The sequence below is a fragment of the Acrocarpospora corrugata genome (assembly GCF_009687845.1).
Classification (GTDB): domain Bacteria; phylum Actinomycetota; class Actinomycetes; order Streptosporangiales; family Streptosporangiaceae; genus Acrocarpospora; species Acrocarpospora corrugata.
The window spans coordinates 63,646-76,194 of sequence record NZ_BLAD01000049.1; the positions used below are offsets into that span (position 1 = coordinate 63,646).

Sequence of the window (12,549 nt, forward strand, 5' to 3'; positions counted from 1 at the left end):
CTGGTCAAGTCACATGATTTCGTCTGCGGAGGAGGCGTTCATGCCACACATCACCCTCAACTCTGATGAGCCTGGGATCCGTGGTCTGTTTAGATTCCGGCCAGAGACCGCGCTGCCCCTGAACGAGCTGGCGGAGGTGCTCCTGTGCGGGGAGAGCACGCTCTCCCGCGGTGAGCGCGAGTTGATCGGTGCGTACGTGTCGGCGCTGAACGCGTGCCGATTCTGCTACTCCACCCACGCGGCCATCGCGGCCGTACAGCTGGGGGAGGATCTGGTCCTGGTGGAGCGGATCCGCGCCGATGTCGCCAGCGCCCCGATCTCCGACAAGCTCAAGGCGCTGCTGGGCATCGCCAGTGCGGTGCAGGAGTCCGGCCAGAAGGTCTCCGAGCAGCACGTCACCACCGCCAAGGAGGCGGGCGCGACCGATATCGAGATCCATGACACGGTCCTGATCGCGGCGGCCTTCTGCATGTTCAACCGGTACGTCGACGGTCTCGACACATTCGCCCCAGACGACCCGGCAGTGTACGCCGCCAGGGCCCAACGCACTGACGGATATCTGGCCGTATTGGCCGATTCTCTACGTTTGGGATAGGACGCAATCTGCGGCATGAACGACCGGGGTTGACCGGTATGCGATGATCACCCACCCTGCGGGTGATGGCCTCGCCTGATCGCCTAGGAGTGTTCATGCCGCACATAGCGCTGGGGAACGAATCACCTGGAATCATCGGCCTGTTCGACTACCGGCCGGAGACCGCCCGCCCGATGAGCGCCCTCGCCGAGGTGCTGTTACGCGGCGAGAACTCGCTGCCCCGGGGTGACCGGGAATTGATCGCGGCCTACGTGTCCGCGCTCAACGACTGCCGCTTCTGCTACAACTCGCACGCGGCCTTCGCCGCCGCCCAGCTGCCCGAGGGCATGGACCTGGTCGAGCAGGTCCGCGCCGATCTGGGCGGCGCGCCCATTTCGGACAAGCTCAGAGCGCTGCTGACGATCGCCGGCGCGGTCCAGGAGAGCGGCCGCAAGGTCGGCGACGAGCACATCGCCGCGGCCAGGGAAGCGGGCGCCACCGACGTCGAGATCCACGACGCGGTCCTGATCGCGGCCGCGTTCTGCATGTACAACCGGTACGTGGACGGCCTGGCCGCGCTCACCCCGGACGACCCGGCCGACTACGCGGTGATGGCGCAGTTCATCGTGGCCGCCGGATACGCCCGGGACGAGGCCTGATGCACCGGTACCTCATCATCGGCGCGGGTCCAGCCGGTCTCCAGCTCAGCTACTACCTCAAACGGGCCGGCGCGGACTACCTCACCCTCGAACGCACGGAGTCCCCCGGCGCCTTCTTCAAGGAGTTCCCCCGGCACCGGCGGCTGATCTCGCTCAACAAGGTGCACACGGTCGAGGACGAGCCCGAGATCAAGCTGCGCTGGGACTGGAACTCGCTGCTCAACGACTCGCCGGAGCTGATGTTCCCGCGCTATTCGAGGGAGTATCTGCCGGGCGCGGACGATCTGGTGCGGTATCTCGCCGACTTCGAGCGCGAGCACGAACTCAATGTACGTTTCATGACTCCGGTCGACCGAATTGAGAAGATCGACGACCGATTCCTGGTGCACACGCCCGGGAAAACGTACGAGGCGGAATGCGTGATCGTCGCCACCGGCTGGGGCGGACCGAACATTCCGAACATTCCGGGCATCGAACTGGCGACCGGCTACGAGGACATGGAGGTCGACGGCGCCGCCTACACCGGCCAGCGCGTGCTCGTCATCGGCAAGGGCAACTCCGCCTTCGAGACCGCCCAGGCGATCCTCCCGCACGCCGCCATCGTGCACCTGGCCAGCCCGCACGGCGTCCGCCTGGCGTGGAACACCAAACACCCCGGCGACGTGCGCGGCCAGTACGGCGCCTTCCTGGACAGCTACTGGTTCAAGACCCTGCACGGCGTGCTCGAATGCGACATCAACCGGATCTGGCGCGAGGACGACCACTTCAAGGCCGCCATCACCTACACCCTCGCCAACGGCGAGCAGGCCCTGCTGGAATACGACTCCGTCCTGCGCTGCACCGGTTTCACCATGGACCGGAGCATCTTCGACGAGTCCTGCCTGCCCGCCATGGCCCCCAACGGCCGCATTCCGGCGATCCGCCCCGACTGGCAGTCCGCCAACGTGGACGGCCTCTACTTCGCCGGCACGCTCATGCAGGCCCGCGACTTCAAGCAGGCGTCCTCGGCGTTCATCGACGGCTTCCGCTACAACCTGCGCACCCTGACCGCGCTGCTCGCCGAACGCTACGAGAACACCCCGCTGGACCGCCAGGTGATCCCGCTCGACCACGAGAAGCTCGGCGCCACCATGCTCGACCGGGTCAACTGGAGCTCCGCGCTGTGGACCCAGTTCGAGTACCTGTGCGACGCGTACGTGGTCGACCGCGCCACCGGGCAGATCCAGCAGTACCAGGACCTGCCCGAGGACTACGCCGTCGAACGCTTCGGCGACCAGGCCGAGCTCTTCACCATCACGCTCCGCTGGGGCCGCCAGAACTACGGCGACGTGTTCAACATCCAGCGCGACCCCACCCCCGGCATGGCCCACGAGAGCGCGTTCCTGCACCCGGTGATCCGCAGCTGGCGGCACGGGGAGCAGGTCGCCGAGCGGCACCTGCTGGAGGACCTGCTGGCCGTCTGGCGCAACCCGGTCCGCCACGTGGAGCCGCTCTACGCGTTCCTATCCGAGCAGCTGAGCTGAGAAGTCCCTGACCAGCGCGTCGACCACGTCCGCCGCCGAACCCCGGCGGGCGTGGGCGGCGGCTTGGCGGGCCGCGCCGGTGCCGATCACCTGCAACCGGGCCAGCCGCTCAGTCACCAGGCTGAGATCGCCGGTCTCCTCCAGCGCCGGGCGCAGCTGCCGCAGCAGTTCGGCGACCTGCTCGGACGCCGGGGACAGCCGCCCGGTGACCGGGTCGATGGCGTCCCCGGCCAGGCCGTCCCTGGCCGCCTGCCAGTACGCGGCCCTGAGCAGCTCGCCGCGCAGCACAGGCCCGGGGTCGCCGCGCTCCACCCGGCCCAGCGCGGTCACCACCAGCCCCCGGACGATCGCGGCCAGCAGCGCCGACTCCCCGGCGGTGGCCGGCACGTCGGTTACCCGGATCTCCAGGGTGGGGAGCCGGGCCGAGGGCCGGATGTCCCAGAAGATGGTGCCCGGGTCGACCAGCACCTTGGCCTCGGTCAGTTTGCCGATCACCTCGTCGTACTCGGCGGCCGAGGCGAAGTACGGCGGCGGCCCGGCCACCGGCCACTTGCCCCAGGACAGGGTCCGCCAGCTGGCGTAGCCGGTGTCGCGCCCGCACCACAGCGGCGAGTTGGCCATCAGCGCGATCAGCGTCGGCAGCCACGGCCGCAGGTGGTTGCTGACCAGCACGGCGCGTTCCCGGTCGGGCAGGTGCACGTGGACGTGGCCGGCGCAGATGCTCTGCTCGTCGTGGAGTGAGCGGTAGTTGGCGATGCCGATGCCGTACCGGGGGTGGTCGGTGATGAGCGGCGGCACCACGTCGCCGAGCACGGCGGTGCCGGAGGCGACCATCCGCAGCCCCTCGTCGGCTGCGGCGGACGCGACGGCGGCGCGCATGCGGCGGAGCTGGCTCTCCAGTTCGGCGGTCCCCGCGCAGGGGCGGGTCTTGGCCTCGACCTGGTAGCGGGTGATCTCGGTGCCGACCTGCTCGCCCAGCACGGCCGCCGCCCTGGCGACCACGGCGGCCGACTGGGGGGACGCCTCCCGGGTCTCGGGGTCGACGACCAGGTATTCCTCTTCCACTCCGACGAGGGGACAGGCCGCGTCGTAGGGCACCACTTGCTCGATGTCGGCGGTGGCAGTCATGCCGCTCCTTGGCTCCGTACCTATGACGCGCGTAGGTTATCCACGCCTTCCCGGCTGACGGGCGGAATCTGGCGGAGGTGCGCACAAATTAGTGGTCCGAAAATTGCGGTGCATACCGACATATCGGGCATCTATCGTCAGGGCCATGAACAAGACCGTGACGATGGTGGACAGACGGGCGCTCGCCGCCGCCGGAGTCACCCTGGTGTTGTGGGCTTCGGCCTTCGTGTCCATCCGCAGCGCGGTGGCGTCCTACTCGCCCGGCGCGCTCGCGCTGGGGCGGCTGCTGGCCGGTTCCGTCACGCTCGTGGTCATTCTGCTGCTGCGCGGCGAACGGCTGCCTCCGAGGGCGGCCTGGCCGGGGATCGGGGTGGCGGGGGTGCTCTGGTTCGGGGTCTACATGGTCGCCCTGAACTGGGGGGAGCAGGAGGTGGACGCGGGCACGGCGGCGATGCTGGTCAACATCGGGCCGATCATCATCGCGCTGCTGTCCGGGTTCGTGCTCAAGGAGGGCTTCCCGCGCCCGCTGCTGGCCGGGCTGGCGGTGTCGTTCGGCGGGGCGCTGCTGGTCGGCTACTCGATGTCCGGCGGGGGGTCCTCGTCGGTGCTCGGCGTGGCGCTCTGCGTGGTGGCGGCCGTGACGTACGCGATCGCGGTCGTGGCGCAGAAGCCCGCGCTGGCGCACGCGTCCGCGCTGCAGGTGACCACGTTCGGCTGCGTGATCGGGACGGTGGTCTGCCTGCCGTTCGCCGGTCAGCTGGTCGAGCAGGCCGCGACCGCGCCGCTGTCGGCCACGCTCAACCTGCTCTACCTGGGCGTGTTCCCGACGGCGCTGGCTTTCACCACCTGGGCGTACGCGCTGGCCAGGACCACCGCCGGCAAGCTCGGCGCGACCACCTACCTGGTGCCCGCCATGGTCGTGCTGATGGCCTGGGTGTTCCTCGCCGAAGTGCCCGGCTGGCTCACCCTGGCCGGGGGCGCGCTCTGCCTGGTCGGCGTCGCGATCGCCCGCAGGCGGCCGTCATAGCAACTTGTCCAGCGTGATCGGCAGGTCCCTGATCCGCTTTCCGGTGGCGTGGAAGACCGCGTTCGCGACCGCGCCCGCCACCCCGGTGACGCCGACCTCGCCGATGCCGACCACGCCCAGCGGCATCGTCGGGTCGGGATCGTCCAGGTAACGCACGTCGATCACCGGGATGTCGGCGTGCACGGGCACGTGATACTCCGACAGGCTGGCGTTCACGATCCGGCCGTTCCGCGGATCGACCAGCGTCTCCTCGGTCAGTGCCAGCCCGATGCCCATCACGATCCCGCCGCGCAGCTGGCTGGCCGCGGTCTTGGCGTTGACCACCCGGCCGACGTCGAAGACGCCGAGCCAGCGGGAGATCCGCGTCTCGCCGGTGTCGGAGTCAACCAGGACCTCGCAGAACTGCGCGCCGCAGGCCGCCTTCACCCAGCGCCGCCGGTCCAGCAGGAACTTGGACATGGACCTGACCTGGTCGGCGATCTCGCCGAGCCGGGTGTCCGCGCCGACCCGGGCCTCGACCGACGCGCGGCCGGCGCGGCGCAGGATGTCGTGGTAGCTCTCGCCACGCGAGCCGTTGTAGAGGCCGCCGTCCCTGGCCGTCACGTCGGCCCGGCGCAGACCGCGCAGCGGGGAACCGGGGGTCTTCCTGGCCAGCGTGAACACGGCGCGGTCCAGTTTGGCGCAGGCGGCGAGCAGGCTGGCGGTCACGCTGGCGGTCTGCGAGGACGCGCCGGCGGTGGTCGTGTCGGGCAGGGCCGTGTCGCCGTACGCGACCGTGACGGCCGCCATCGGGACGCACAGGGCGTCGGCCGCGATCTGCGAAACAGCCGTGGCCGAGCCCATGCCCATCTCGTGCAGGCCGCACCGGATCAGGACGGTTCCGTCGTCCGACAGGCGTACCGTCAGGTTGGCGGGGAAGCGCCAGGCCGGGTGGTAGGCGGCGGCCACGCCCATGCCGATCAGCCAGCGGCCGTCCCGCATCGAGCCGGGCTCCTGCGGGCGGCCGGCCCAGCCGAACTCCTTGGCGCCCTCCTCGAAGCACTCCATCAGCAGGCGGTGCGAGAACGCCTTGCCGTCCAGCGGGTTGCGGGCGGGCTCGTTGCGGGCGCGCAGCTCGATCGGGTCCAGGCCCAGCTCGTACGCGAGCTCGTCCACGGTGGCTTCGAGCGCGAACGAGCCGATCGACTCGCCGGGAGCGCGCATGATCGTGTTGGCCAGCAGGTCCATCCCGACCAGGTTCTGCTGGACCTGGATGTTGGCGGCGTCGTACAGGTGGCGGGAGACCGAGGTCACCTGCTCGCTCCAGCCGCCGGTCCGGCCGACCTGGCAGACGCTGGTGTGGATGAGCGCGGTCATCGAGCCGTCGAGCTGCGCGCCGATGGCCACCCGCTGGATCGACGGGGTGCGCCCGCCGACCGTGCGGAACACGCCCTCCCTGGTCAGCATCATCCTGACCGGCCGCCCTGTCACCTTCGCGGCCAGCGCGGTGAGCACGGTCCCCGGCCACACGAACGACTTGCCGCCGAACGCGCCGCCGACGAACGGGGAGATCACCCGGACGTTCTGCTTGGGCAGGTCGAACCGGATCGCCAGATGGTCGCGCACCCAGGCGACGTTCTGACTGCCCTCGTGCAGGATCAGGTGGTCGCCGTCCCAGTAGGCCGTGGTGGAGTGGGGTTCGATGGCGTTGTGGTTGACCTGGGCGGTGGTGTAACGCAGGTCCAGCGCGAACGGCGCGTCCGCCAGGGCCGCCTCGGCATCGCCCTTCCGGCCGTCGGCCTCCGACAGCATGGTCGACTTCTGCGGCCGCGCGTTGCCCTCCTCGGCGGCGAAGTCCACCGCGGCCGGATACTCCGCGTACTCCACCTCGATCAGGTACGCGGCCTCCCGCGCCACGTCCAGCGTCTCCGCCACGACCACCGCGACCGGCTGCCCGTTCCAGTACACCTCGTCGGTGTTCAGGTAGTTGACCGAGGTCGCGGCGGCGAGCGTGCTCATGTCGAACTGGTTCGGCTTCGGCGCGGGCTTCATCTCGGGCGCGTTGCCATGGGTGATCACCGCCAGCACGCCGGGCGTCTTCCGCGCCGTCCCCGTGTCGATCCTGGTGATCCGGCCCCGGGCGATGGTCGCGTGCACCAGCGCGGCATAAGCCAGATTGGGGTACGGATACTCCGCCGAGAACCGGGCCGCCCCCGTGGTCTTGGCGACGCCGTCGAGCCGGTCGATCGGCTGCCCGACATACCTCATGCCGCACCCCCCGGCAGGTGCAGCTGCCGCAGCGTCGCCGTGACCGCCCGCCTGGCCAGCTCGATCTTGAAAGCGTTCTGGGACTGCGCCACCGCGCCCGCCAGCTCCGCGTCCGCCGCCCGCCGGAACGACTCCTCCGTCGCCGGCGCGCCCATCAGCGCCCGTTCGGCCGCGTGCGCCCGCCACGGCCGCGACGCCACCCCGCCGAGCGCCAGCCGCGCCTCGGTCACCACGCCGTCCCGCACCTCCAGCGCGGCGGCCACGCTCACCAGCGCGAACGCGTACGACGCGCGGTCCCGCACCTTGCGGTACCTGGACCGGGCCGCGACCGGCAGGTCGGGCAGCTCGATCGCGGTGATCAGCTCGTCCGCCGCGATCGCGGTCTCGTGCTGCGGCGCGTCCCCGGGCAGCGCGTGGAACCCGACCAGGGGGAGCCGCCGCACGCCGCGCACGCTCTCCAGCTCGATCGTCGCGTCCAGCGCGGCCAGTGCCACGCACATGTCGGACGGATGCGTCGCGACGCAGCTCTCCGACGCGCCGAAGATGGCCGCGTTCCGGTTGAAACCGCCGATCGCGTCGCAGCCGGAGCCGGGCTCGCGCTTGTTGCAGCGCGCGGCCAGATCCACGAAGTAGGGGCAGCGGGTGCGCTGCAGCACGTTGCCGCCGACCGTGGCCATGTTCCTGAGCTGGCCGGACGCGCCGGCCAGGAGCGCCTGGGCGAGCATCGGGTAGCGGGTGCGGATCAGCCGGTGCGCGGCGAGCGCGCTGTTGCGCATCATCGCGCCGATCCGGATCCGGCCGTCAGGGAGTTCCTCGACGCGGTCCAGCGGGAGACGGGTGATGTCGACCACGGTGTCGGGGCGTTCGACGTTCTGCCGCATCAGGTCGACCAGGTTGGTGCCGCCGCCGAGGAACTTGGCCCCGGGTTCGGTGATCGCGCGGACGGCGGTGGCGACGTCGGGGGCGCTGACATAGGCGAAGTCCTTCATCGGATGCCCTCCTCGATGGCGGCCACGATTCCGTTGTAGGCGCCGCAGCGGCACAGGTTGCCGCTCATGCGCTCCCTGATCTCCTCGGCGGTCAGTTCGATCTCCATGGTGGCCAGGTCGCCGGTCACCGCGCTGGGCGCGCCGGCCGCGTGCTCGGTCAGCATGCCGACGGCGGAACAGATCTGGCCCGAAGTGCAGTAACCGCACTGGAAGCCGTCGTGGCGGACGAACGAGCGCTGGAGCGGGCTGGTGACGCCCTCGATGGTGGTGATGTCGCGGTCGGCGTACTGGACGGCCAGCGCCAGGCAGGACACGATCCGCTCGCCGTCGGCCAGCACCGTGCACGCGCCGCACGCGCCCTGGTCGCAGCCCTTCTTGGTGCCGGTCAGCCCGAGGTGTTCGCGCAGCGCGTCCAGCAGGCTCACCCGTGGTTCCACGTCGAGTTTCTCGATCGAGCCGTTCACTCGCATACGGATGTCGGCCACGAGGTTCCTCCGATCGAATCCCCCTTCGACGCACGTTAACGGAACGCCGCTCTCTTAACAAGATTCAAAAGAACAGTGTTCTGTTAATTGACTGTATGCTGGCGGGGACATGGCACAGGTGACATTCATCCGGGCTCGGCGGCCGGAGCAGAAGCAACTCCGGCGTGAGGCGATCCTCCGGGCCGCGCGCGAGCTCGCCCTGGAAGTGGGCGTCCAGCAGGTGAGTCTGGGCGGTGTGGCCGCCGCGGTCGGGCTGGCCAAGTCCAATGTGATCCGCTATTTCGGGACCCGCGAGGAGATCTACCTCGAACTGGCGGCCGATGCCTGGCGGGAGTGGGCCGACGCCGCGATCCCGCTGCTCCGGGCCGGCGGCGACCCGATCCAGGTGCTCAGCGAGACCCTGGCCGCCCGCCGTCTCTTCTGCGACCTGCTCGGTCAGACCGCCGGCACTCTGGAGCACAATGTCTCGCTGGCCGCCGCGCGGACGTTCAAGCAGGTCATGCTTCAGGCCGTCGCCGAGCTGGGGGCCGAGGTGGGCGCGGCCCATCCCGGCCTGACCGGGAGCGAGGGCGTTGAACTGGTCATGGCCGCCGCCGCGCTGGCCGGAACGCTGCACCCGGTGGTCAACCCGTCGCCGGTGCTGATCGAGCTCTACGCCCAGGAGCCGGAGCTCGCCGCGGCCTGCCCCAGGATGATCCCCACCCTGGTGCGCACCCTTGCCGCGCTCGCGATCGGCCTGCCCGCGCTGCGGTGAGTCAGGGCAGTTCGGCGAAGCGTTCCAGCGATTCTGTGGGGCCGGAGACGATGATGATGTCGCCGTAGGAGAGCTCGGTGTCGGCGGTGGCGTAGGTGAACTTCTCCCCCGGGCTCTTCACGGCCACGATCGTGACGCCGTACTTGCGTCTCAGGTTGGAGCTGCCCAGCGGCATCCCGACGTACTCCTTCGGCGGGTGCGTCTTGGCCAGCGCGAAGTCCTCCTCCACCTGCATGAAGTCCAGCATCCGGCCGCTGACCAGGTGGGCCACCCGCTCGCCCATGTCGTGTTCGGGGAAGACGACATGGTGGGCGCCGATCCGGCGCAGGATCTGGCCGTGCTGGACGGTGACCGCCTTCGCCCAGATGTCGTTGATCTCCAGTTCGACCAGCAGCGAGGTGGTCAGGATGCTGGCCTCCAGGTCGCCGCCGATCGCCACCACCGCCCGGTAGAAGTCGGACACGCCGAGCTGGTGCAGCGCCTCCAGGTCGGTCGAGTCCGCGCTGGCGATCTGGGTGATCCGCCCGGCCAGCCCCTGCACCACCTTCGGCCGGCGGTCGATGGCCAGCACCTCGGTGCCCCGCCGGGTGAGCTCCAGCGCCAGCGCGGTGCCGAACCGCCCCAGACCGATCACGACGACGGGATCGCTCGACTTCTCAACCAACGATGACCCTCTCCTCGGGCAACTCGTAACGGCGGGTGCGCTCCTTGAGCGCGAGCGCGGAACCCAGGGTCAGCGGGCCGATCCGGCCCACGAACATCAGCATGAGCAGCAGAATGTGCCCGGCCGGGGAGGTCTCCACGGTGACCCCGGTGGACAGCCCGTTCGTGGAGAACGCCGAAATCGCTTCGAACAGCACCCGATCCAGACTGTACGGCGTGAGCACCAGCAGCGCATACGTCGAAACCGCCACCAACCCCACCGACACCAGCGTGATCGTCACCGCCTGCCGCTGGGTGGCCTCGGGCAGCCGCCGATGCCCCACGTTGACCCGGTTCTCGCCGCGCAACTCGGCCCAGATGATGAAGGCCAGCAGCCCGAACGTGGTCACCTTGATCCCGCCGGCGGTGCTGGCGCTGCCGCCGCCGATGAACATCAGCACGTCCATGACGAGCATGCTGGACGGATTCAGGGCGGCGATGTCCACCGTGTTGAACCCGCCCGAGCGCGGCATCACGGCCGCGAAGAAGCTGGCCATCACCTTGCCGCCGTCGTCCAGCGGGCCCATGGTCCGCGGGTTGTGCCACTCGGTGGCCAGGAAGACGAGCGTGCCGACGGCGATCAGGATGATGCTCACGCCGACGGTCACCCGGGTCAGCACCGACCAGCGGCGCGGCGTCCGCCACGAGCGGGCCAGCTCGAACACGACCGGGAAGCCCAGGCCGCCGACGACGACCGCGGTGGCGATCGGCAGGCAGATCCAGGCGTCGTTCACGAAGCCCATCAGATTGTCCGGCCAGAGGGCGAAGCCGGCGTTGTTGAAGGCGGAGATGGCGTGGAAGGCGCCCAGGTAGAGGGCCTCGCCGAAGGGCTCGCCGTACCCGATCATGAAGCGGGCGGTCAGGATGACCGTGGTGATGGCCTCGCCGGCCAGCGCGAAGAGCACCACATTGCGGACCACCCGCCGCACGTCGGAAATGCTCAGCGACTTGGTCTCGGTCTGCAGGGCGATCTTGGCGCGCAGGCCGAGCCGCCCGGACAGCAGGACGGTGAACAGGGTGGCCAGGGTCATGATGCCCAGCCCGCCCACCTGGATCAGCCCGGCGATCACCACTTCGCCGAACAGCGACCAGTGCGTCGCGGTGTCCACCACCACCAGTCCGGTGACGCAGACCGCCGAAGTGGCGGTGAACATCGCCGTCACAAGGCCCGCCGATTCACCCGTGGTGGTGGCCATCGGCAGGGCGAGCAGCACCGACCCGAGCAGGATGACAGCCCCGAAGCCGGTGGCGACCACCTGCGTCGGGTGATGGAACCGGTCCAGCAGAACGGAGCCCCAACCGCCCCGTTTCACGACCGAAGACCCTTGCAACTCACAGAGAGACGGTAGAGCACATGTGTGCTGCTTCGTCACCCTTGCTGATGGCTACCGGCGGGGGTCGAGGTGGATTTTCGGGGCGTGACCCCAGGAGGTGGGGCGGGCGCCGGACAGGACGGGGGCGAGTTCGTCCAGGCCGAGGGTGGCGGCGACCAGGGGGCGGGGGTCGACGGAGCCGGCGGCGTACAGGTCGATGGTTTCGGCCAGGCCGCCGGAGGCGCTGAGCACGCCGGCGACGGTGACCTCCTTGAGCACGGCGGTCCGGGTGTCGATCAGGCTGGGGTCGCTGGAGATGCCGATGCAGACCACTCGGCGGCCGGGTTCGACCAGGTCCAGGGCGAGGGCGGGCAGGTGTTCCGCGGTGGCGGCGTCGATGACGGCGTCCCAGCGGAGGGCGGGCAGGGTGTCGGCGGTCCAGACGTGAGTGAAGCCGAGAGAGCGGGCGAAGTCGAGGGAGGGCAGGTCGCGGCCGAGCAGGTGGACCTCGATCCCGCGGGCGGCGGCGATCTGGGCGGTGAGCAGGCCGATCGTGCCGGGGCCGAGGACCAGAACCCGTTCCCCCGCGACCACCTGGGCGGCCCGGACGGCGCGCAGGGCGTTGCCGCCCGGCTCGACCATCGCGCCCTGGACGGCGTCGACGGTGTCCGGCAGCGGGTGCAGGGCGACGGCCGGAACCGGGAGCTGTTCGGCCAGCGCGCCGGGCCAGCCGCCGCGGATGCCGATCTCGTACCGGTCGGCGCACAGGTACTGGCGGCCCGAGGCGCAACGGTCGCAGCGGCGGCAGCCGAGCATGGTGTCGCCGGTCACCCGCCGGCCGATCCAGCCGGGATCCACCTCGTCGCCGACGGCGGAGACCACGCCCATCCACTCGTGGCCGATCCGCATCGGGTACGGCGCATGCCCCGAATGGGTGTAGGCCATCTCACCCGAGAAGAACTCGGCGTCGGTCCCGCACACACCGGCCCGCTCGACGTCCACGATCACGTCGCCGTGGCCGGGGACGGGGGGCTCGACCTGCTGGACCTCGGCGGTACGCGGTCCGGTGATGACGAAGGCTCGCATTTACCGCGAACTGTGGATGATCTGGGGCACACGTGTACCGTATACGTTTGATCATCAAACTG

At 70.0% G+C, this 12,549-nt stretch carries 12 protein-coding genes; 5 read left to right on the top strand and 7 right to left on the bottom strand.

Going from position 1 to position 12,549, the window contains the following annotated elements:
• Positions 1-40 precede the first annotated feature (40 nt).
• The 3 genes from Acor_RS16310 to Acor_RS16320 all read left to right on the top strand — a co-directional run bounded on the left by Acor_RS16310 (position 41) and on the right by Acor_RS16320 (position 2,756).
• Positions 41-595, top strand: coding sequence for a carboxymuconolactone decarboxylase family protein (locus tag Acor_RS16310; protein ID WP_155337507.1), 555 nt, complete (start codon positions 41-43; stop codon positions 593-595).
• A gap of 95 nt (positions 596-690) precedes the next feature.
• Positions 691-1,233 (top strand): carboxymuconolactone decarboxylase family protein, encoded by a 543-nt coding sequence (locus Acor_RS16315; RefSeq protein ID WP_155337508.1) that lies wholly within the window; start codon positions 691-693, stop codon positions 1,231-1,233.
• A complete protein-coding gene (locus Acor_RS16320; RefSeq protein ID WP_155337509.1) occupies positions 1,233-2,756 on the top strand; it encodes an NAD(P)-binding domain-containing protein in 1,524 nt (507 codons plus the stop codon). Before Acor_RS16315 ends, Acor_RS16320 begins: the two co-directional genes overlap by 1 nt.
• On the opposite strand, the gene Acor_RS16325 is transcribed toward Acor_RS16320, so the two are convergent.
• Positions 2,736-3,884, bottom strand: a complete 1,149-nt coding sequence (locus Acor_RS16325; protein ID WP_155337510.1) for a carboxylate-amine ligase — start codon at positions 3,882-3,884, stop codon at positions 2,736-2,738. The two genes, Acor_RS16320 and Acor_RS16325, sit on opposite strands and share 21 nt — an antisense overlap.
• 145 nt (positions 3,885-4,029) lie before the next feature.
• Between Acor_RS16325 and Acor_RS16330 the strand changes: the two genes are divergently transcribed.
• A complete protein-coding gene (locus Acor_RS16330; protein WP_174876153.1) occupies positions 4,030-4,911 on the top strand; it encodes a DMT family transporter in 882 nt (293 codons plus the stop codon).
• Here Acor_RS16330 and Acor_RS16335 read toward each other — a convergent pair.
• Genes Acor_RS16335 through Acor_RS16345 form a run of 3 tightly spaced genes read right to left on the bottom strand, consistent with a single transcriptional unit; the run spans position 4,906 to position 8,617 of the window.
• Complete coding sequence (locus tag Acor_RS16335; protein ID WP_155337511.1) at positions 4,906-7,158, bottom strand: xanthine dehydrogenase family protein molybdopterin-binding subunit; 2,253 nt, start codon at positions 7,156-7,158, stop codon at positions 4,906-4,908. The two genes, Acor_RS16330 and Acor_RS16335, sit on opposite strands and share 6 nt — an antisense overlap.
• Positions 7,155-8,147 carry an FAD binding domain-containing protein gene (locus Acor_RS16340; RefSeq protein WP_155337512.1) on the bottom strand — a complete coding sequence of 331 codons (993 nt, stop codon included), beginning with the start codon at positions 8,145-8,147 and terminating at the stop codon, positions 7,155-7,157. The genes Acor_RS16335 and Acor_RS16340 overlap by 4 nt, the downstream gene beginning before the upstream one ends.
• Positions 8,144-8,617: a 2Fe-2S iron-sulfur cluster-binding protein gene (locus Acor_RS16345; protein ID WP_174876157.1), complete on the bottom strand. Its 474-nt coding sequence runs from the start codon at positions 8,615-8,617 to the stop codon at positions 8,144-8,146. The genes Acor_RS16340 and Acor_RS16345 overlap by 4 nt, the downstream gene beginning before the upstream one ends.
• Positions 8,618-8,741: 124 nt before the next feature.
• Between Acor_RS16345 and Acor_RS16350 the strand changes: the two genes are divergently transcribed.
• Entirely contained in the window at positions 8,742-9,386 is a 645-nt protein-coding gene (locus Acor_RS16350; RefSeq protein WP_155337514.1) for a TetR/AcrR family transcriptional regulator, read from the top strand.
• Position 9,387: 1 nt separating this feature from the next.
• Here Acor_RS16350 and Acor_RS16355 read toward each other — a convergent pair whose 3' ends face one another.
• The 3 genes from Acor_RS16355 to Acor_RS16365 all read right to left on the bottom strand — a co-directional run bounded on the left by Acor_RS16355 (position 9,388) and on the right by Acor_RS16365 (position 12,487).
• A complete protein-coding gene (locus Acor_RS16355; RefSeq protein ID WP_155337515.1) occupies positions 9,388-10,050 on the bottom strand; it encodes a potassium channel family protein in 663 nt (220 codons plus the stop codon).
• On the bottom strand, positions 10,043-11,401 hold the full coding sequence (locus Acor_RS16360) for a TrkH family potassium uptake protein (RefSeq protein WP_155337516.1): 1,359 nt from the start codon (positions 11,399-11,401) through the stop codon (positions 10,043-10,045). The genes Acor_RS16355 and Acor_RS16360 overlap by 8 nt, the downstream gene beginning before the upstream one ends.
• Before the next feature lie 72 nt (positions 11,402-11,473).
• Complete coding sequence (locus Acor_RS16365) at positions 11,474-12,487, bottom strand: zinc-dependent alcohol dehydrogenase (protein ID WP_155337517.1); 1,014 nt, start codon at positions 12,485-12,487, stop codon at positions 11,474-11,476.
• Positions 12,488-12,549 lie beyond the last annotated feature (62 nt).

Coding starts and splice junctions, on each gene's coding strand:
- Acor_RS16310 (WP_155337507.1), top strand. CDS start 41: ATGCCACACATCACCCTCAACTCTGATGAGCCTGGGATCCGTGGTCTG.
- Acor_RS16315 (WP_155337508.1), top strand. CDS start 691: ATGCCGCACATAGCGCTGGGGAACGAATCACCTGGAATCATCGGCCTG.
- Acor_RS16320 (WP_155337509.1), top strand. CDS start 1,233: ATGCACCGGTACCTCATCATCGGCGCGGGTCCAGCCGGTCTCCAGCTC.
- Acor_RS16325 (WP_155337510.1), bottom strand. CDS start 3,884: ATGACTGCCACCGCCGACATCGAGCAAGTGGTGCCCTACGACGCGGCC.
- Acor_RS16330 (WP_174876153.1), top strand. CDS start 4,030: ATGAACAAGACCGTGACGATGGTGGACAGACGGGCGCTCGCCGCCGCC.
- Acor_RS16335 (WP_155337511.1), bottom strand. CDS start 7,158: ATGAGGTATGTCGGGCAGCCGATCGACCGGCTCGACGGCGTCGCCAAG.
- Acor_RS16340 (WP_155337512.1), bottom strand. CDS start 8,147: ATGAAGGACTTCGCCTATGTCAGCGCCCCCGACGTCGCCACCGCCGTC.
- Acor_RS16345 (WP_174876157.1), bottom strand. CDS start 8,617: ATGCGAGTGAACGGCTCGATCGAGAAACTCGACGTGGAACCACGGGTG.
- Acor_RS16350 (WP_155337514.1), top strand. CDS start 8,742: ATGGCACAGGTGACATTCATCCGGGCTCGGCGGCCGGAGCAGAAGCAA.
- Acor_RS16365 (WP_155337517.1), bottom strand. CDS start 12,487: ATGCGAGCCTTCGTCATCACCGGACCGCGTACCGCCGAGGTCCAGCAG.